Origin of the sequence: Streptomyces sp. NPDC059456 (genome assembly GCF_042750055.1) — a bacterium.
Classification (GTDB): Bacteria; Actinomycetota; Actinomycetes; order Streptomycetales; family Streptomycetaceae; genus Streptomyces.
Window position 1 is genome coordinate 1 of sequence record NZ_JBHYVA010000078.1, and the last position, 19,088, is coordinate 19,088.

Here is a 19,088-nt window from a genome sequence, read left to right on the forward strand (position 1 = left end):
GTCCCGGGCCTCGCGGGGCCCGGGACTTCCCGGATCAGTCGATGCCGACGGGGGGCTAGTGGCCGCCGCCACCGCCACCCCCGCCGCCGTTGCCACCGCCGTCGCCGCCACCGCCACCGCCACCGTAGCCGCCGCCACCGCCGTCGCCGCCACCGCCGCCACCGCCGTAACCGCCGCCGCCACCGCCGTCGTGGCCACTGCCGCCGCCACCGCCGTCGCCGCCGTATCCGCCGCCGCCGTTGTCGCGGCCGGATCCGTTGCCGTTCCAGCCGTTGTCGTGGCCGCTGCCCCAGTTGTTGTCGTTGCGGTTGTCATGGTCGGAGCGGTTGTCGTTCCAACGGCCGTTGTTCCAGTTGCCGTTCCAGTTGTCGTTGTCGTGGCGGCCGTTGTTCCAGGAGTCGTTGGACCAGCACCAGCTGGGCCGGTCGTTCCAGTCGTGCCAGCGGGAGGAGTCGCAGCAGTCACGCCAGTTGTTGCCACCGCGCCAGTTGTCGGAGCACCATCCCGTGTTGTTCTGCTGGGTCTGAGGGAGACCGGCGGCGAACGCCCCGCCGACGGGCATCAGGCCGAGCGCGAGGCCCGCGGCTCCTGCCACGACCGTTGCGGTGATCACACGGCGCATGACCATGCACCTCCGAGGATTGAGACATTCCTTACAAAAAGGTCATTTCCACCCTCACCCCTCTCTGCGTCGCTGTCAAAAGCACCTGGTCAGCGATCCGGCAACTCGAGTTGGGCCGTTCCGAGTACGGCGATACCGTCCAGTTCGACCAGGGCGGGCCCGTCCCAGAGCCGGACGACCCCGATGACCGCCATGGCCGGGTAGTCGCGGCCCGCCAGCCGGCGCCAGATACGGCCGAGTTCGGACGCGTGGATGCGGTACGCCTCCACGTCGACCGTGTAGACGGTCACCCGGGCCAGGTCCGCCGGAGCGCCCCCGGACGCGGCGAGGGCGGCCAGGAGATTGGCCAGCGCGCGTTCGAACTGCTCGGGCAGGGTGTCCCCGACCACCTTGCCCGCGGGGTCGAGCGCGGTCTGGCCCGCCAGGAACACCAGCCGGGAGCCGGTGGCGGCCACCGCGTGGGAGAAACCCGTCGGCGGGGAGAGCTCCGCCGGATTGATCCGCTCCAGGCTCACCGGTAGAGCTCCTTCGCGATGATGGTGCGCTGGACCTCGCTGGCGCCCTCGTAGATCCGCGGCGCCCGGACCTCCCGGTACAGGTGCTCCAGCAGGTGGCCGCGCTGGAGGGCGACGGCTCCGTGCAGCTGGACCGCGTGGTCCACCACGTACTGGGCCGTCTCCGTCGCCAGCAGTTTGGCCATCGCCGAGCGGCGCGGGACGTCCGGGGCGCCGGCGTCGTACGCGCCCGCCGCCGCGTAGACCAGCAGCCGGGCCGCCTCGGTGCGGGTGGCCATCTCGGCCACCCGGTGGCCCACCGCCTGGAGGTCCCCGAGCACCCCGCCGAACGCGCGGCGCGCCGCCGTGTAGGCCAGGGTCGCGTCCAGCGCGGCCCGGGCCATGCCGACGGCGAAGGCGCCCACGCTGGGCCGGAACCGGTTCAGGGTGTCCATCGCGACCCGGAACCCCCGGCCGGGCTCGCCGAGCAGGTCCTGCGGGCCGACCGGGACCCCGTCGAAGGCCAGCCGGCCGATCGGGTGCGGGGAGAGCATGTCCAGGGGTTCACCCGAAAGGCCCGGGCGGTCGGCCGGGACCAGGAAGGCGGTGATCCCCTTGGCCGCCGGCCCCTCGCCGGTCCGGGCGAACACGGTGTAGAAGTCCGCCTCGGGGGCGTTGGAGATCCAGCACTTCTCACCGCCGAGCCGCCAGCCGTCCCCGTCCCGGACCGCCTCCAGGGCCAGCGCGGCCGCGTCCGAGCCCGCCCCCGGCTCGCTCAGTGCGAAGGCCGCCACCGCCTGCCCGGCCCGGACCCGCGGGAGCCAGCGCCCCCGCTGCTCCGGCGTGCCCGAGCGGAGCACCGGATGCGCCCCCAGGCCCTGGAGCGCGAGGGCCGTCTCCGCTTCCGTGCACCCGTACGCGAGGGACTCCCGCAGCAGGCACAGCTCCAGCGCCCCCGAGGTGAAGACCCGCTCCAGCAGGCCCAGCTCGCCCAGCGCCGCGAGCAGCGGACGGTTGACCCGGCCCGGCCCGCCCTTCTCCGCGAGCGGCCGCAGCCGGTCCGCGGCCAGCGCGCGCAATTGCCCGCACCACTCCTCTTGTTCCGCCCCGAGCGCGAATCCGGTCATCCGAACATCCCCGCTTCTATCGCGTCCTGTTGACTGCCGTCACCATCACGATACGCTCGTCTTGCACGTGCACGGCCTGCTCCGCCACTTCGGTCCCCGCCCGGGGGCCGCTGCCGTTGCAAGGGGGCGAACCCGCCTTGGAGCTCAAGCCTTCCGCCCACGCCGACACCTTCGCGCGCGACCACCTGCCGCCGCCGCACGCCTGGCCGCGGCTGCTGTTCGAGCTCCCCGAGCTGGCCTACCCCGACCGGCTCAACTGCGGCGCCGAGCTGCTCGACGCCACCATCGACCGGTACGGGCCCGACCGCCCCGCCTTCCGCAGCGGCACCGGCGAGGTGTGGTCGTACGGCGGGCTGCGCGAGCGCGTGGACCGCCTCGCCCACGTCCTCGCGGACGACCTCGCAGTGGTCCCGGGCAACCGGGTGCTGCTGCGCGGCCCCACCGGCCCCTGGCTCGCCGCGTGCTGGCTGGCGGTGATGAAGGCGGGCGCGGTGGCCGTGACGGTCCTCGCCCAGCAGCGGGCGCAGGAACTGGCCACCGTCTGTGCGATGGCCCGGGTGCAGCACGCGCTGTGCCACGTGGACGCGCTGGACGACCTGGCCAAGGCGGAAGTGCCCGGCCTGCGGATCACCCCGTACGGCGGCGAGGCACCGGACGACCTGCTGCGGCTCGCCGACCGGCACGAGGCGCCGTTCCGCGCCGTCGAGACCTCCGCCGACGACGTGGCCCTGATCGCCTTCACCTCGGGCACCACCGGCCGCCCCAAGGGGTGCATGCACTTCCACCGCGATCTGCTGTCCGTCGCGGACACCTTCTCCCGCACCGTCCTGCGCCCCCGCCCCGACGACGTCTTCGCCGGCAGTCCGCCGCTCGGCTTCACCTTCGGCCTCGGCGGCCTGGTCGTCTTCCCTCTGCGGGCCGGCGCCTCCGCCCTCCTGCTCGACCAGGCGGTGCCGCGCCGGCTGCTGCCCGCGCTCACCGAACACCGGGTCACGGTCCTGTTCACCGCCCCGACCGCGTACCGGTCGATGCTGGACGCCCTGGGCCCGTACGACGTGGGCGCCCACGACCTGTCGGCGCTGCGCCGCTGCGTCTCGGCGGGCGAGAACCTCCCGGCGGCCACCTGGCAGGCCTGGTACGAGCGCACCGGACTGCGGATCATCAACGGCATCGGCGCCACCGAACTGCTGCACATCTTCATCTCCGCGGCCGACGAGGACATCCGCCCGGGGACGACCGGCCGCGTGGTGCCGGGCTGGCAGGCGCAGGTGGTGGACGGCTCCGGGCGCCCGGTCGCGGACAACGAGCCGGGGCTGCTGGCCGTGCGCGGCCCGGTGGGCTGCCGGTACCTGGCGGACCCGCGGCAGGAGGAGTACGTACGGGACGGCTGGAACCTGACCGGGGACACCTACGTCCGCGATCCCGAGGGCTATTTCCGCTACGTCGCCCGCGCCGACGACATGATCGTCTCGGCGGGCCACAACATCGCGGGCCCGGAGGTGGAGGAAGCCCTGATCCGCCACCCGGACGTGGTGGAGGCCGCGGTGGTGGGCCGCCCGGACGAGCGACGCGGGCAGATCGTGGTCGCGTACACCGTCCTGCGGGCGGGCGCCGCACTGACCGAGGAGGCCCTGCGCACGTTCATGCAGGCGGAACTGGCCCCGCACAAGTGCCCCCGCGCGTTCGTCTTCGTCCCCGCACTGCCGCGCACCGCGACCGGAAAACTGCAGCGGTTCCGGCTGCGCGATCTAGAGTGATGCCGTGGTCGAGCAGCACACCCCGCGATCCCTGATCGTCACGTTCTACGGAGCCTACGGGCGGGCCTTCGCGGGCCCGGTCCCGGTGTCGGCCCTGGTCCGCCTGCTGGGCGCGGCCGGCGTGGACGCCCCGTCGGTCCGCTCGTCGGTGTCCCGGCTGAAGCGGCGCGGCTTCCTGCTGCCCGCGCGCGCCGCGGACGGTTCGGCGGGGTACGAGCTCTCCGCGGAGGCGCAGCAGCTGCTGGACGACGGCGACCGGCGGATCTACGGCGACCGCGACGCGCACCCGGCCGGCGAATGGCTGCTGGCGGTGTTCTCCGTACCGGAGCAGGAGCGGCACAAGCGGCACCTGCTGCGCTCGCGGCTCGCCCGGCTGGGCTTCGGCGCGGTGGCGCCGGGGGTGTGGATCGCCCCGGCCCACCTGTACGAGGAGACCGGGCACACCCTGGACCGGCTGCACCTGACGCCGTACGTGGAGCTGTTCCGCGGCGGCCACCTCGGCTTCGCCCCGACCGCCGAGGCGGTGGCCCGGTGGTGGGACCTGACCTCGCTGGCCAAGCAGCACGAGGAGTTCCTCGACCTGCACGAGCCGGCGCTGCGGGCCCTGCAGTCGGGCCCGGCGCCGACCCCGGAGGAGGCCTACCGCGGCTACCTGCTCGCCCTGGACACCTGGCGGCGCCTGCCGTACGCCGACCCGGGACTGCCGCGCGAACTGCTGCCCGCGGACTGGCCGGGCGACCGGGCGGCGGCCGTCTTCGCCGAACTGCACGTCCGGCTGCGGGACATCGGTGCGCGGTTCCTGGAACCGTAGCCAACGGCGGCCGCGTCACCAGGGGTTGTGACACAACGTGATCTTCCTCCGCCGCCACCGCTCCCGACCCCGCGGCGGTCGTCGTACCCTCCGCAGACCCCGCCCCCGCCGGTGACCTGGTACCAGCCGCCCGTGGCACCGCCCGGGCGGCGGGCCGCGCGGCTCCAGCTCGCCGGGGCGGCGCTGACCGGCGCCGTGGCGGGCTTCTCGGCCTCGCGGCTCGCCGCCAACGCCCGCGCGTACTGCGACGCGGGCTGGGAGGCCGGCGGGAAGTTCGAGCTGAGCTTCGAGATGCTGTTCCTGGTGCCGGGCTGCGCGGCCCTCGCGCTGGTCCTCGCCCTGCTCACCCGCCGTCTGCCGCTGCCGGTGCGGGCCGCGGCGATCCTGGCCGTGCTGGCCGCGGTGGTGGTCTGGTACTTCGCCGTCAGGGGCACCCTGGACGGGTACCCCGGGGATTCCGGACTGTGCGGGACCGACAACGTGCCGCCGTGGTGGCCGGCCTGGCTGCCCTCGTAAATCCGTGTGCGCGGGCGGGCGGTGCGACGCCATCATGAGCCATGACGTGGACCTTCACCCATGACCTGGCGGCCTATCTCGCCGCGGCGGGCCCGGCAGTGGCCCGCGAGCCCGTCACCAACACCACCCTGCTGACGGCGGCCGACGCACTGCAGCGGACCGGCCGGGGCGCCTACGGGTCCGCCGAGCCGTTCTTCGGCTGGTGGACGGCCGCCGACGGCGGCGTCACCGGCGCCCTGCTGCGCACCCCGCCGTATCCGCTGCTGATCGGCGCGCTGCCGCGGGAGGCCGTCCACGCGCTGGGGGCCGCGTTCGCCACCGAGCCGCTGCTCGCCGGGGTCGGCGCGCTCAACGCCCGCCGCGCCGACGCGCAGGTGCTGGCCGCGGCCTGGGGCCGGCCGAGCGAGGTCACCGAGGAGCTCCGGCTGCACCGGCTCGCCGGTCTCCTCGCCCCGGACCCCGCCCCGGCCGGGCGGGTCCGGACCGCGACCGCGGCCGACCTCCCGCTGCTGCTGGACTGGGCCGGGGCGTTCAAGCGGGAGACCGGGGAGCCGGGCGGCCCCTCCGAGGCGTTCCTGCGCGACCGGCTCTCGTACGGGGGCGCGCTGCTCTGGGAGGACGCCGGGACACCGGTGTCGATGGCCGGGTTCTTCCGGGTGATCGGCTCGGTCTCCCGGGTCGGCCCGGTCTACACCCCGCCGGAGCTCCGCGGCCGCGGGTACGCCGCCGGCGTCACGCACGCGGTGAGCGAAGCGGCGTACGCGGCCGGCGCCTCGCAGGTGCTGCTCTTCACGGACCTGGCCAACCCGACGAGCAACGCCCTCTACCGGCGCCTGGGCTACACCCCGGTCGAGGACCGCGTGGAACTGGCCGCCGTATGAGCACGCCGGACGGGGCCGAGGAGGCCCCCGGACCCCTGTGGATGCTGGCGGCGAACGTCGTGCAGTGGCGCCGCGGGGGCGAGGGCGGCCAGGGCCTGCGCCCGGGTACGAAGACCTTCGCGGGCGGTGCCCGGGTCCACGTCTTCGACACGCTGGACGGCGGGGACGTGTGCCTGGTCGTCGGGCGCCCCCGGCATACCCGGCGCCAGGTGTCCCAGTACGTCCACACCCGCCACCTGCACACCTTCCGGCCGAAGCTGGTGCACGGCCCGGCCGTGCTGCGCGCCGCCGGCTGGTCCGGGTTCTGGGGCGCGACGGCCGCGGCGGACGCGGCGCTGGCGGCGGCCCGGCTGGAGGCCCGCGCCCGGGAGCTGCGCGGCGGGCGGTGGCCGGACCGGCCGCATCCGCGGCCGTGCCGGTGCCACGAGTGCCCGGTGCCCGACGCCGGGCGGGTGGCGCCGGCTCAACCGCGTCCGGACGGGGGTTTGCGGCTGCCGGCGCGGTAGGGGGCGGGCCAGGGTGCGGCCGGGCCTTCGTAGGACTGGTCGGCGGCCGCGTGCAGGGTCCAGTGCGGGTCGTACAGGTGGGGGCGGCCCACCGCGCAGAGGTCGGCGCGGCCCGCCAGCAGCAGGGAGTTCACGTCGTCCCAGGAGGAGATGGCGCCGACGGCGATGACCGCAATGCCCAGTGCGTTGCGGATCCGGTCGGCGTACGGGGTCTGGTACGAGCGCCCGTACTCGGGGGCCTCGTCCGCCACGACCTGGCCGGTCGACACGTCGATGGCGTCGGCCCCGTGGGCGGCGAACGCGGCCGCGATGTCCACCGCGTCCTGTGCGGAGGTGCCGCCCGGGGCCCAGTCGGTGGCGGAGATGCGGACGGTCATCGGGCGGTCGTCGGGCCAGACGGCGCGGACCGCGTCGAAGACCTCCAGCGGGAACCGGAGCCGGTTCTCCAGCGGGCCCCCGTAGGCGTCGGTGCGGTGGTTGGTCAGCGGGGAGAGGAACCCGGACAGCAGGTAGCCGTGGGCGCAGTGCAGTTCCAGCAGGTCGAACCCGCAGTCGGCGGCCCGTACGGCGGCGGCCGCGAAATCGGAGCGGACCGACGCGAGGTCCTCGGTGGTCAGGGCCCGCGGGACGGCCGAGACGCCCGGCCGGTAGGGCAGTGCGGAGGCGGCCGCCACCGGCCAGTTGCCCTCCGGGAGCGGGTCGTCCATGCCCTCCCACATGAGCCGTGTCGAGCCCTTGGGACCTGAGTGGCCGAGCTGGACGCCGAGCGCGGTGCCGGGCGCGCAGGCGTGCACGAAGTCCGCGATGCGGGTCCAGGCGGCGGCCTGCCCGGCCGTGTACAGGCCGGTGCAGCCGGGGGTGATCCGGCCCTCGGGGGACACGCAGACCATCTCGGTCATGACCAGGCCGGCTCCGCCGAGGGCCCGGGCGCCCAGGTGCACGAGGTGGAAGTCCCCGGGCGTGCCGTCGCCGTCCTGGGCGGAGTACATGTCCATCGGGGAGACCACGACGCGGTTGCGCAGAGTCAGCCCGCGCAGCTTCAGCGGGGTGAACATCGGCGGGGTGTGCTCGTCCGGGCAGCCGAAGTCCCGTTCAACGGCCCGGGTGAACCGCTCGTCGCGCAGCCGCAGGTTGTCGTGGGTGACCCGGCGGCTGCGGGTGAGCAGGTTGAAGGCGAACTGCCGGGCGGGCTGGTCCACGTACCCGGCGAGCTCCTCGAACCAGCGCATGCTGGCGGCGGCGGCCCGCTGGGTCGAGGCGACAGCCGGGCGCCGGGCGCTCTCGTACGCGGCCAGCGCGGCGGGCACGTCCGGCTCCGCGGCCACGGCCTCGGCGAGCGCGAGGGCGTCCTCCACCGCCAGTTTGGTGCCGGAGCCGATGGAGAAGTGCGCGGTGTGGGCCGCGTCGCCGAGCAGGACCACGTTGCCGTGCGACCAGCGCTCGTTGACGACCGTGCGGAACTCCGTCCACGCCGAGCGGTTGCCGTGCAGCGGACGGCCGCGCAGGGCCTCGGCGAAGATCTTGGCGCAGCGGGCGGCCGACTCGGCCTCGTCGCACAGGTCGAAGCCGGCGGCCCGCCACACCTGCTCGTGCATCTCGACGATCACGGTGGAGCCGGCGGCGGAGTACGGGTAGGCGTGCAGCTGCATGACGCCGTGCTCGGTCTCCGCGATCTCGAAGCGGAAGGCGTCGAAGGCGAAGTCGGCGGCGAGCCAGATGTACCGGCAGCGCCCGCCGGTCAGCGTCGGGCGGAAGTGGGCGGCGCCGCTCTGCCGGGTCGCGCTGTGCACTCCGTCGGCCGCGACGACCAGGTCGTACGAGGCCGCCAGGGCCGCGGCGGCGGGCGCCGCGGTGCGGAAGCGGAGCGTGACCCCGAGTCCGGCGCAGCGTTCGTGGAGGATCTCCAGCAGTCTGCGGCGGCCGAGGGCGGCGAAGCCGTGTCCGCCGGAGGTCAGCAGCCGGCCCCGGTGCACGATGTCGATGTCGTCCCAGCGGACGAACTCCGCGCCGAGGGCGGCGTAGACGACGGTGTCGGCCCGTTCGATGCCGCCGAGGGTCTCGTCGGAGAGCACCACGCCGAAACCGAAGGTGTCCTCGGGGGCACCCCGTTCCCAGACCTCGACGGTGTGGCCCTGGCGGGCCAGCAGTGCGGCGGCGTACAGCCCGCCCGGTCCGCCGCCGACGACGGCGACCCGCAGGGCGGGCCGGGTGCTGCCGGCCGGCATGGTGCCCGCGGCCATGGCGCTACCTGCCCTCCCACTCCGGGGGCCGCTTCGCGGTGAAGGCGGCGTGGAACTCGGCGTAGTCCCGGCCGTTCATGAGCAGGGCCTGGGTGTTGGCGTCGAGCTCGACGGCGGCGGCCAGCGGCATGTCGAGCTCGGCGGTCAGCAGTGCCTTGGTCTGCGCGTAGGCGAGGGCGGGGCCGGCCGCGAGGTGCGCGGCGAGTTCGGCGGCCCGTGCGCCGGCCTTGCCCTCCTCGGTGACCTCGCTGAGCAGGCCGATGCGCTCGGCCTCCGGGGCGCGTACGGGCTCTCCGAGCATCAGCAGCCGGGTGGCGTGGCCGAGGCCGACGACGCGGGGCAGCAGGTACGCGGCGCCCATGTCGCCGCCGGAGAGGCCGACGCGGGTGAAGAGGAACGCGAAGCGGGCGGTGGGGTCGGCGATCCGGAAGTCGGCGGCGAGCGCGAGGACGGCTCCGGCTCCGGCGGCGACCCCGTGGACGGCGGCGATCACCGGGAAGGGGGCTTCGCGGACGGCCCGCACGACCTGGCCGGTCATCCGGTTGAAGTCGAGGAGCTGGGCGGTGTCCATGCCGAGGGTGGCGCCGATGATCTCGTCGACGTCCCCGCCGGAGCAGAAGCCGCGCCCCTCGCCGCCGAGCACGAGGGCGCGCACGGACCGCTCCCGGGAGAGTTCGGCGAGCAGGTCGCGCAGGTCGGCGTAGGCGCCGAAGGTGAGGGCGTTGAGTTTCTCGGGGCGGTCGAGGGTGACGGTGGCCACGCCGTCCTGCCGGGTCACCCGCAGGTGGCGCCACCGTTCGGTCGCTGCCGTGGAACCGATGAAGGGGCTCACACCGTCGAAGGTATCACCGCATCCTGACTTCCGTCACAGAAACGCGACACGCGGGTGACCCGGGATGCCCGCCGGCGACGCCCGCATGACTATGCGGACGGGCCCGGACGGCTATGCGGACGGACCCCGGTCCGGCCCGGCCAGGGTGGCGACGAGCACGGCCTTGATGGTGTGCAGCCGGTTCTCGGCCTCGTCGAAGACGACCGAGTGCGCGGATTCGAACACCTCGTCCGTCACCTCCAGCGAGTCCAGCCCGTGCCGCTCGTGGATCTCGCGGCCGACCTTGGTGCCCAGGTCGTGGAAGGCGGGCAGGCAGTGCAGGAACTTCACGTCCGGGTTCCCGGTCGCGCGCAGCACGTCCATCGTGACGGCGTACGGGGCCAGGGCGGCGATCCGCTCGTCCCAGACCTCCTTGGGCTCGCCCATGGACACCCACACGTCGGTGGCGACGAAGTCCGCCTGGGCCACGCCCTCGGCGACGTCCTCGGTCAGCGTGATCCGGGCCCCGCCGGCGGCCGCGAGCTCGCGCGCCCGGGCCACCACGGACTCGGCCGGCCAGTACGCCTTCGGCGCGACGATGCGCACGTCCATGCCGAGCAGCGCGCCGGTCACCAGGTACGAGTTGCCCATGTTGAAGCGGGCGTCGCCGAGGTAGGCGAAGGCGATCCGGTCCAGCGGCTTGGTGCAGTGCTCGGTCATGGTGAGCACGTCGGCCAGCATCTGGGTCGGGTGCCAGTCGTCGGTGAGACCGTTGAACACCGGCACTCCGGAGTGCTCGGCGAGCGCTTCGACGGCCTCCTGGCTGTCCCCGCGGTACTCGATGCCGTCGAACATCCGGCCCAGCACCCGCGCCGTGTCCTTGATCGACTCCTTGTGGCCGATCTGGGAGCCGGCGGGGTCGAGGTAGGTGGTGTGGGCCCCCTGGTCGGCGGCGGCCACCTCGAACGCGCAGCGGGTGCGCGTCGAGGTCTTCTCGAAGATCAGGGCGATGTTCCGGCCCTGGAGGCGGCGCTGTTCGACCCCGGCCTTCTTGGCCGCCTTCAGTTCGGCGGCGAGCTCGATCAGGCCGCGGAACTCGGCGGCTGAAAAGTCGAGCTCCTTGAGGAAACTGCGGCCGGCGAGGTCGGTGGCCATGGGGGCGCTCCAGGGTCGTGCTAACAGGGGATATTGGAACTCTATACGATCCCCTGTATTGATATACAGCCCCCCTCGGCCGCCTTCCTCCGCGTCGGGCCGGGTCCCGGGGTCAGGCCGGGTCCCGCTCGACCGGGCAGCTCATGCACCGCGGGCCGCCCCGGCCGCGCCCCAGTTCGCTGCCTGGGATCTCGATGACCTCGATGCCCTCCTTGCGCAGGTGCGTGTTGGTCGTCACGTTCCGCTCGTACGCCACCACCACCCCCGGCTCGACGGCCAGCACGTTGCAGCCGTCGTCCCACTGCTCGCGCTCCGCCGCGTGCACGTCCTGCGTGGCGGTCAGCACCCGGATCGAGTCCAGCCCCAGGGCCGCCGCGATCGCCCGGTGCATGTGCTCCGGCGGGTGGTCGGTCACCTTCAGCTCCTGCAGGCCCTCGCCCGGCTCGATCGTGTAGGAGCGCAGCATGCCGAGGCCCGCGTACTGAGTGAACGTATCTCCGTCCACCATCGTCATCACGGTGTCCAGGTGCATGAAGGCCCGCCGCTTCGGCATGTCCAGCGCCACGATCGTCTTCGCCGACCCGGCGGCGAACAGGCCCCGCGCGAGCATCTCCACCGCCTGCGGCGTGGTGCGCTCGCTCATCCCGATCAGCACCGCGCCGTTGCCGATGACGAGCACGTCCCCGCCCTCGATGGTCGAGGGGTAGTCCGCCTGCCCCTGCGACCAGTAGTGGAAGGCCCCCGAGGACGTGAACAGCGGGTGGTGCTTGTAGATCGCCTCGAAGTGCACCGTCTCGCGCTGCCGGGCCGGCCAGCGCATCGCGTTGATGGACACCCCGTCGTAGATCCACGCGGAGGTGTCCCGGGTGAACAGGTGGTTGGGCAGCGGACCCAGCAGGAAGTCGTCCAGCTCCATGGCGTGGAAGCGCACCGAGACCGGCTCGGCGTGCCGCTCCAGGTACTCCCGCTTGGTCATCCCGCCGACCAGCGCCTCGGCCAGCCCGGTCGCCGGAAGGCCGTCGAAGACCGCGCGCAGGTGGTCGGTGGCGAGCGGCCCGTACTCCTTCTCGTCGAACACCCGGTTCAGGACGAGGTGTCTGGCCTCCGGGATCTCCAGGGCCTCGGTGAGCAGGTCGCCGAAGAGGTGCACCTCCACGCCGCGGTCGCGCAGGACGTCGGCGAAGCCGTCGTGCTCCTGCCGGGCCCGGCGCACCCACAGCACGTCGTCGAAGAGCAGTGCGTCCTTGTTGCTCGGTGTGAGCCGCTTCAGCTCCAGGTCCGGCCGGTGGAGGATGACGCGGCGAAGCCGCCCGGTCTCGGAGTCGACATGGAATCCCATGGCGTACACGTTCGCAGACCGGACGGCTTTTTGACGTGGCGTTCGCTCAGGAGGCCCGGCACGACCGGCGGCCCCGCCGGCCCCGGCGTCCCCGGCGGGGTCAGCGCAGACCGAGGAGCGCCGTCGGGGCCCCGATCAGCTCCGGGGCGGTCAGGCCGAGCTTGGGGGTGGCGAGGTCCGGGATGCCGTGGTTCGCACCGTCCGGCATCGTCAGCGGCGCGCCGACGACCGCACCGGGGGTGCTCGTGAGCAGATCGGTGGCCGGGGTCTCCAGCGTGCCCTCGCCGTCGGTCTTCGGGTCGCCGAGCAGGTTCGGCACGGGCGCGCCGACGAGGGTGCTGCCGAGCTCGGTGGCGATCGGCACGGCCGGCAGGACCGGGTTGGGGAGCAGGTCGCCCTTGTGGAACCGGGGGGCCTCCGGAGCGCCGACGACCGGTACCGGAACCGCGGTGGCCACGCGCGGGGTGTCCACGCCCAGCGTGGTCTTCACGGCCTCCAGGGGGACACCGACCGGCACCGCGTCGGCCAGGGCCGGGGTGGCCGCGCCGGCCGCAGCCATACAGGTCATGAGTGCCGCAATGCTTCCGCGCGCGGTCATCTTCATAAGTGACGTTCCGTCCTTCCAGGGTCGCGGACATTCCGCTGCCCTGGATGAACGATCCCGCCGGTGGTTTCCCCGGCGTTCCCCGGGAAAGTTCCCCCGAACGACCTAATTCCGGGCCGAACAGGGGCTTCCCCTTTACTTCGTTGCGGGGCCGGGCGCCCGGCCCCGCCTCACAGCCGGGGGTCGACCGGCTCCGATTCGAGGGCGAGCACCGCGAAGACCGCCTCGTGCACCCGCCACAGCGGCTCGTCGGCCGCCAGCCGGTCCAGGGCCTCCAGCCCGAGCGCGTACTCGCGCAGGGCCAGGGAGCGCTTGTGCCCCAGGAACCGCTGCCGCAGCCGCTCCAGCTGCTCCGGACGCGTGTACTCCGGGCCGTAGATGATCCGCAGGTACTCGCGGCCGCGCACCTTGACGCCGGGCTGCACCAGACGGCCCTTGCCGTCCCGGGCGTACGCCTGGAGCGGTTTGACGACCATGCCCTCGCCGCCGGCGGCCGTCAGCTCCAGCCACCAGTCGGTGCCGGCCCGCACGGAGTCCTCGTCGGCGGTGTCCACCAGGATCCGGGCGGTGCGCCGCAGCAGCCCGGTGCCGGCGGCCTCGTCGGCCGCGACCAGCCGGTCCAGCCAGAACAGCTGCTCGTCGTGGGGTACGCGGGCCAGCGAGCGCCCGGCCGCCGCCAGGAGCTGGAACGGCGCGAACCGTACGCCGTCCAGCCCGTCGGTGGTCCAGCAGTAGCGCCGGTAGGCGTCGGTGAAGCGTGCGGCGTCGGCGGCCCGGTCCTGCTGGCGGGCGAGCAGGTCGCCGGTGTCGATGCCGCGTCCGGCGGCCGCGGCCAGCGCGGCGAGGGCGTCCGGGAAGACGGCGCGGGAGGCCGCGCCGACGGCGGCGTACTGGTTGCGCAGCAGGCCGGTGGACTTCAGCGACCAGGGCAGCAGTTCGCCGTCCAGCAGCAGCCAGTCGGTGCCCAGCTCGTCCCACAGGCCCGCGTCGGTGACGGCCCCGCGCAGCCGGGCGAGCACCTCCTCGGTGACCTCGGGGTCGTGGAAGAAGGGCCGTCCGGTGCGGGTGCAGACGGAACCGGTCGGCCCTCCCCCACTGCCTTCGGCGTGGGAGGTACCCCCAACGCCGAAGCGGGCCCGGGCCGCGTCGGCGTCCTTGCAGACCAGGACGGTGGCGCGGGAGCCCATGTGCTTCTCCTCGCAGACGACCTGGGCGATGCCGTCCTTGCGGTACTGGGCGAACGCCTCGGCCGGGTGCTCCAGGTAGCCCTCCTCGTGCGAGGTGGCCGTGGGCGCCATCGTCGGCGGCAGGTACGGGACGAGCCGCGGGTCCACCGCGAAGCGGCTCATGACCTCCAGGGCCGCCGCCGCGTTCTCCTCGCGCACGGTGACGTTGCCCAGGTGCCGGGTCTCCACGATCCGGCGCCCCCGGACGTCGTCCAGGTCGAGCGGCCGCCCCTCGTGTCCGCCCGGCGCCTCGGCGGCGAGCGGCTTGACCGGCTCGTACCAGACCTTCTCGGCCGGTACGTCGACCAGTTCGCGCTCGGGCCAGCGCAGCGCGGTCATCTTCCCGCCGAAGACGGCGCCGGTGTCCAGACAGATGGTGTTGTTGATCCAGGCCGTGTTCGGGACCGGGGTGTGGCCGTAGACCACGGCCGCCTTGCCGCGGTAATCCTCGGCCCACGGGTAGCGCACGGGCAGGCCGAACTCGTCGGTCTCGCCGGTGGTCTCCCCGTACAGGGCGTGCGAGCGGACCCGGCCGGAGGTGCGCCCGTGGTACTTCTCGGGCAGGCCGGCGTGGCAGACCACCAGCCTGCCGCCGTCGAGGACGTAGTGGCTGACCAGGCCGCGGATGAACTCCCGCACCTCCCGGACGAACTCCTCCGGCTCGCGCTCCAGCTGCTCGATCGTCTCGGCGAGTCCGTGGGTCCGCTGGACCTTGGACCCCTTGAGGTGGCGGCCGAGCTTGTTCTCGTGGTTGCCGGGCACGCACAGGGCGTTGCCGGAGCCGACCATGCCCATCACCCGGCGCAGTACGCCGGGGCTGTCCGGGCCGCGGTCGACGAGGTCGCCGACGAAGACGGCGGTGCGGCCCTCGGGGTGGACGCCGTCCTCGTAGCCGAGCTTGCCGAGCAGGGTCTCCAGCTCGGAGGAGCAGCCGTGGATGTCGCCGATGATGTCGAAGGGGCCGGTGAGGTGGGTGAGGTCGTTGTACCGCTTCTCCAGCACCACCTCCGCGGTGTCCGCCTCCTCGGCGGAGCGCAGCACGTGGACCTTGCGGAAGCCCTCCCGCTCCAGTCCGCGCAGCGAGCGGCGCAGGTCCCGGCGGTGCCGCTGGATGACGGCGCGGGGCAGTGCGGCCCGGTCGGGGCGGGCGGCGTTGCGTTCGGCGCACACCTCTTCGGGCAGGTCGAGGACGATGGCGATGGGCAGGACGTCGTACTGGCGGGCGAGCTGCACGAGCTGCCGGCGGGCCTCGGGCTGCACGCTGGTCGCGTCGACGACGGTGAGACGGCCGGCTTCCAGCCGTTTGCCGGCGATGTGGTGGAGGACCTCGAAGGCGGCCTTGCTGGCGCTCTGGTCGTTCTCGTCGTCGGCGACCAGGCCCCGGCAGTAGTCGGAGGAGAGGACCTCGGTGGGCTTGAAGTGCCGGCGGGCGAAGGTGGACTTCCCGGATCCGGTGGCCCCGATCAGGACGACGAGGGACAGGTCGGTGACGGGAAGTACGCGTCGCCTGCCGTCGGTGGTGGTGCTGGTGGGGCTGGTCATGCTGCCTCGCCCTCCTTCGGGGTGTCGGTGGTGGTGGCGGTGGCTGCGGTGTCCGCGGTGAGCTGCGTGAAGACGGCCATCTGCGTCGGCGGCCCGACCTCCGGGTCGTCGTCGCCCACGGCGGTGAACTCCACCGCGTATCCGTGCCGTTCGGCCACCTTCGCGGCCCAGGCCCGGAATTCGGCGCGGGTCCACTCGAAGCGGTGGTCCCCGTGCCGGACGTGCCCGGCGGGCAGGGTCTCCCAGCGGACGTTGTACTCCACGTTGGGTGTGGTGACGAGGACGGTGCGGGGGCGGGCCGCGCCGAACACGGCGTACTCCAGGGCGGGCAGCCGCGGCAGGTCCAGGTGCTCGATGACCTCGCTCAGCACGGCCGCGTCGTAGCCGGCCAGCCGCTTGTCGGTGTAGGCGAGCGAACCCTGGAGCAGCTGCAGGCGGCTGCTCTGCCGCTCCCCCATCCGCTCCGTCCGCAGCCGCTTGGCGGCCGTGCCGAGGGCCCGCATCGACACGTCGACACCGACGATCTCGGTGAACGCCACGTCCTTGAGGAGGGCCTGGACCAGCTGGCCCTGTCCACAGCCGAGGTCGAGGACGCGGGCCGCGCCGGCGGCGCGCAGCGCGGCGAGGATCGCCGCGCGGCGCTTTACCGCGAGGGGTACGGGCCGCTCCTCGGTGTCACTGGTCTCGTCGACCGCGTTGTCGATCTCCTCGACCTCGCTGCCGTCGGACTCGGCGAGGCGGACCAGCTCCAGGCGGTCGAGGGCGTCCCTGGTGAGTCGCTTGTGGCGGGCGAGGTAACGGGAGGTGATCAGGCCGTTGTCGGGGTGCGCGGCCAGCCAGCCGTCTCCGGCGCGCAGCAGCTTGTCGACCTCGTCGGGGGCGATCCAGTAGTGCTTGGCGTCGTCGAGCACGGGCAGCAGGACGTAGAGCTGGCGCAGGGCGTCGGCGAGCCGCAGCTCGCCCTCCAGGACCAGCCGTACGTACCGGGAGTCGCCCCACTCGGGGAACTGCTCGTCGAGCGGCAGCGGTTCGGCCCGTACGAGGTCCCAGCCGAGCGGGCCGAACAGCCGGTCCACCAACGCCGCTCCGCCGCGCGCGGGCAGTGCCGGGATCTCGATCCGCAGCGGGCGGGCCCGCTCCGGCAGCTCGGGGCGGGCGGCGCACTGGCCGGCCAGGGCGCTGCGGAAGACCTTGCCGAGGGCGACGGCGACCAGCGAGGAGGCCGCGTACGGGCGGTCGTTGACGTACTGCGCGAGAGCGGCGTCGGGTGCTCCCCCGCGTCCCTTGCCCTGGCCGCGCCGCACGAGTGCGACGGGGTCCACCTCCAGCAGCAGCGCCGCCGTGCAGCGTTCGGCCGTGGCCTCGGGGTAGAACACGTGGGCGCTGCCGTGGGAGGTGGCGAACGCCTGCGCCTTCCCGGGGTGCTTGTGCAGCAGAAAGCCCAGGTCAGTCGCCGGGTCCGCGACGGTGCCGGTGGTGGTGATCGTCAGGAACATGCGCTCGAGTATGTGCTGGCGCCAGCGGTCGGACCAACGGGTTTTGTCCTCCCGGGCGGGCTTGCGGGCGCTGTGGCGGCGAGCCGGCCGCCGGAATCCGGGCGCAGGGGTGAAGACGTATCCATCATGACAGGTCAGAGGCGGTTTTCGTAGGACCGAGAGCACAGCCGATTGCCCTTGTTTGGGCCCCGGTGCGGCTTTCAGAATCTCTCTCATGAATCCCACGGAGAACATCAATCACGACGCTGTGCTGCGAGCCCGGGTGGCGCTCCTCGGATCGGGGACGCTGCCGGTCGGGCAGCAGGTCGCCGCTTACCGCGTTCTGGTCCGGGTGAGTCCGTTGGCCTATCTGCCGCTGCTGGCGGTCGCGTTGTTCCAGTACAGCCAGTGGGAGTTCGCCCACCGGCCCGACATAGCGCTCGCGCTGCGCACCGAATCCGTGGCCGCCGCACGCCGGATGTGCGCCCTGGATCCCGACCGGACCCAGCTGCTCCTCACCGCGCTGGTCCACTACGGCGAACAGCTGGCCGTGATGGACCTGCCCGTGGAACTCGCGGCCGTCGAGGAGGAGATGACCGCGCTGGTCGCGTCGGGGGGCGGGGTGCTCGGCGAACGCTGGGACCACAGGGGCCTGTAACGGTATCCGGCGGCCCGCGGAGCCGGTCGGAGCGCGGCCTGCGGGCGGGGCGCGGCCTGCGGGCGGGGCGCGGCCCGCGGGCGGGGCGCGGTCAGCGCCCGGCGGCCAGTTCCGCGATGCGGGCCGGGCCGATGCGGCAGCATCCGCCGACGAGGCGGGCCCCGGCGGCGGTCCAGGCGCCCGTGGGCCAGGGGGCCGGATCGGCCGGTGCGTGCCAGGTGCCGGTGGCCGCCTCCCAGACGGATCCGTCGTTGGGGTAGGCGAGGAGCGGCTTGCCGGTGACGGAGGCCGCCGCCTCCAGGGCGGGCAGCACGTCCACGGGGTCGCAGCAGTTGACGCCGACGGCGATGACCTCCGGGGCCTCGGCGAGGGCGAAGGCCTCGGGGAGGCCCTGGCCGGCACGGGTGCGGGCGCCGTCCACGGTGTAGCTCAGCCAGGCCCGGGCACCGGTCCCGGCGAGGACGCCGAGGAGGGCTTCGGCCTCGGCGGCGTCCGGGATGGTCTCCAGGGCCAGGACGTCGGGGCCCGCCGCGAGCAGGGCCTCGATGCGGGGGCGGTGGAAGGCGGCGAGCTCGCGCACGCTCAGCCCGTACCGCCCCCGGTACTCGGAGCCGTCCGCGAGCACCGCCCCGTACGGGCCGACCGAGGCCGCGACCCACACCTCATGGTCGGCGGCCTCGGCAGCCCGCGCGGCCAGGGCCACGCTGCGCCGCAGCAGGGCGGTGGTCGCGGCGCGGTCGTGGCCCCGGGCGGCGAAGGCCTCGTACCCGACCTGGTAGCTGGCGGTGATCAGCACCTCGGCGCCGGCCTGGGCGTACGCCGTGTGCGCGGCCTCCACCTGGTCCGGCCGCTCGGCGAGCACCCGGCCCGACCAGAGGCCGCCGGACAGGTCGCAGCCCTGGTCGGCGAGCTGGTTGCTCAGCCCGCCGTCCAGGAGCACGGTCCTGCGGGCCAGGGCTTCGGCGAGCGGTCCGCACGCGCGGGGCACGGCTGCTCCGCCTCCCTCAGCCGAGCTGGGACAGCACCCGGGCCGAGATCAGCTCCAGGTGGTCCAGGTCGTCGAGGTCGAGCAGCTGGAGGTAGACGCGGGAGCTGCCGACGGCCGCGTAGGCGCCGATCTTCTCCACGACCTCGGCCGGGGAGCCGGCCAGGCCGTTGGCCTTGAGCTCGTCCACGTCCCGGCCGATGGCCGCGGCGCGGCGGGCCACCTCGGCGTCGTCCTTGCCGACGCACACGACGAGGGCGTTGGAGTAGACGAGCTGGTCCGCCCCCCGCCCGGCGTCCTCGGGGGGCCCGCGCCCCCCGCCCGCAAGCCGCGGGCGGT

Annotated in this window: 17 protein-coding genes and 1 pseudogene; 6 read left to right on the plus strand and 12 right to left on the minus strand. The window is 73.9% G+C overall.

What is annotated here, in order from left to right:
* Positions 1 to 55 precede the first annotated feature (55 nt).
* The 3 genes from ACFXA3_RS10160 to ACFXA3_RS10170 form a co-directional block, all read right to left on the minus strand.
* The gene (locus ACFXA3_RS10160) at positions 56 to 622 is read right to left on the minus strand and encodes a hypothetical protein (RefSeq protein ID WP_385184536.1); all 567 of its coding nucleotides are present in this window, start codon (positions 620 to 622) and stop codon (positions 56 to 58) included.
* An 89-nt stretch (positions 623 to 711) separates the two neighbouring features.
* A complete protein-coding gene (locus ACFXA3_RS10165; RefSeq protein WP_385184539.1) occupies positions 712 to 1,137 on the minus strand; it encodes a RidA family protein in 426 nt (141 codons plus the stop codon).
* Complete coding sequence (locus ACFXA3_RS10170) at positions 1,134 to 2,243, minus strand: acyl-CoA dehydrogenase family protein (protein ID WP_385184541.1); 1,110 nt, start codon at positions 2,241 to 2,243, stop codon at positions 1,134 to 1,136. Before ACFXA3_RS10170 ends, ACFXA3_RS10165 begins: the two co-directional genes overlap by 4 nt.
* A gap of 137 nt (positions 2,244 to 2,380) precedes the next feature.
* Here ACFXA3_RS10170 and ACFXA3_RS10175 point away from each other — a divergent pair, with 137 nt between their 5' ends.
* From ACFXA3_RS10175 to ACFXA3_RS10195, 5 genes are all read left to right on the plus strand, one after another.
* Positions 2,381 to 4,000, plus strand: coding sequence for an AMP-binding protein (locus ACFXA3_RS10175; RefSeq protein ID WP_385184544.1), 1,620 nt, complete (start codon positions 2,381 to 2,383; stop codon positions 3,998 to 4,000).
* 4 nt (positions 4,001 to 4,004) lie between these two features.
* Complete coding sequence (locus ACFXA3_RS10180; protein WP_385184547.1) at positions 4,005 to 4,811, plus strand: PaaX family transcriptional regulator C-terminal domain-containing protein; 807 nt, start codon at positions 4,005 to 4,007, stop codon at positions 4,809 to 4,811.
* Between the two features lie 132 nt (positions 4,812 to 4,943).
* Positions 4,944 to 5,327, plus strand: a complete 384-nt coding sequence (locus ACFXA3_RS10185) for a hypothetical protein (protein ID WP_385184550.1) — start codon at positions 4,944 to 4,946, stop codon at positions 5,325 to 5,327.
* A gap of 41 nt (positions 5,328 to 5,368) precedes the next feature.
* Positions 5,369 to 6,208, plus strand: coding sequence for a GNAT family N-acetyltransferase (locus tag ACFXA3_RS10190; protein ID WP_385184553.1), 840 nt, complete (start codon positions 5,369 to 5,371; stop codon positions 6,206 to 6,208).
* The gene (locus ACFXA3_RS10195) at positions 6,205 to 6,714 is read left to right on the plus strand and encodes a hypothetical protein (RefSeq protein WP_385184556.1); all 510 of its coding nucleotides are present in this window, start codon (positions 6,205 to 6,207) and stop codon (positions 6,712 to 6,714) included. The genes ACFXA3_RS10190 and ACFXA3_RS10195 overlap by 4 nt, the downstream gene beginning before the upstream one ends.
* Here ACFXA3_RS10195 and ACFXA3_RS10200 read toward each other — a convergent pair.
* From ACFXA3_RS10200 to ACFXA3_RS10230, 7 genes are all read right to left on the minus strand, one after another.
* Positions 6,672 to 8,954 carry a bifunctional salicylyl-CoA 5-hydroxylase/oxidoreductase gene (locus tag ACFXA3_RS10200; protein ID WP_385184559.1) on the minus strand — a complete coding sequence of 761 codons (2,283 nt, stop codon included), beginning with the start codon at positions 8,952 to 8,954 and terminating at the stop codon, positions 6,672 to 6,674. The two genes, ACFXA3_RS10195 and ACFXA3_RS10200, sit on opposite strands and share 43 nt — an antisense overlap.
* A gap of 4 nt (positions 8,955 to 8,958) precedes the next feature.
* The gene (locus ACFXA3_RS10205; protein ID WP_385184562.1) at positions 8,959 to 9,786 is read right to left on the minus strand and encodes an enoyl-CoA hydratase family protein; all 828 of its coding nucleotides are present in this window, start codon (positions 9,784 to 9,786) and stop codon (positions 8,959 to 8,961) included.
* Between the two features lie 111 nt (positions 9,787 to 9,897).
* On the minus strand, positions 9,898 to 10,920 hold the full coding sequence (argF, locus tag ACFXA3_RS10210; protein WP_385184565.1) for an ornithine carbamoyltransferase: 1,023 nt from the start codon (positions 10,918 to 10,920) through the stop codon (positions 9,898 to 9,900).
* 112 nt (positions 10,921 to 11,032) lie between these two features.
* Positions 11,033 to 12,259: an arginine deiminase gene (locus ACFXA3_RS10215; RefSeq protein WP_385184568.1), complete on the minus strand. Its 1,227-nt coding sequence runs from the start codon at positions 12,257 to 12,259 to the stop codon at positions 11,033 to 11,035.
* Positions 12,260 to 12,359: 100 nt separating this feature from the next.
* A complete protein-coding gene (locus tag ACFXA3_RS10220) occupies positions 12,360 to 12,827 on the minus strand; it encodes a hypothetical protein (protein WP_385184570.1) in 468 nt (155 codons plus the stop codon).
* A 206-nt stretch (positions 12,828 to 13,033) separates the two neighbouring features.
* Positions 13,034 to 15,631, minus strand: a complete 2,598-nt coding sequence (locus ACFXA3_RS10225; RefSeq protein ID WP_385184572.1) for a polynucleotide kinase-phosphatase — start codon at positions 15,629 to 15,631, stop codon at positions 13,034 to 13,036.
* Positions 15,628 to 17,127, minus strand: a complete 1,500-nt coding sequence (locus ACFXA3_RS10230; RefSeq protein ID WP_385184575.1) for a 3' terminal RNA ribose 2'-O-methyltransferase Hen1 — start codon at positions 17,125 to 17,127, stop codon at positions 15,628 to 15,630. The genes ACFXA3_RS10225 and ACFXA3_RS10230 overlap by 4 nt, the downstream gene beginning before the upstream one ends.
* 214 nt (positions 17,128 to 17,341) lie before the next feature.
* Here ACFXA3_RS10230 and ACFXA3_RS10235 point away from each other — a divergent pair, with 214 nt between their 5' ends.
* Positions 17,342 to 17,764 (plus strand): hypothetical protein, encoded by a 423-nt coding sequence (locus tag ACFXA3_RS10235; protein WP_385184578.1) that lies wholly within the window; start codon positions 17,342 to 17,344, stop codon positions 17,762 to 17,764.
* 91 nt (positions 17,765 to 17,855) lie between these two features.
* Here the strand turns inward: ACFXA3_RS10235 and mmuM are convergent, their stop codons facing one another.
* Positions 17,856 to 18,752 (minus strand): homocysteine S-methyltransferase, encoded by an 897-nt coding sequence (gene mmuM / locus ACFXA3_RS10240; RefSeq protein WP_385184581.1) that lies wholly within the window; start codon positions 18,750 to 18,752, stop codon positions 17,856 to 17,858.
* Between the two features lie 16 nt (positions 18,753 to 18,768).
* Positions 18,769 to 19,088, minus strand: a pseudogene (locus tag ACFXA3_RS10245) (LLM class F420-dependent oxidoreductase); the annotation flags it as partial.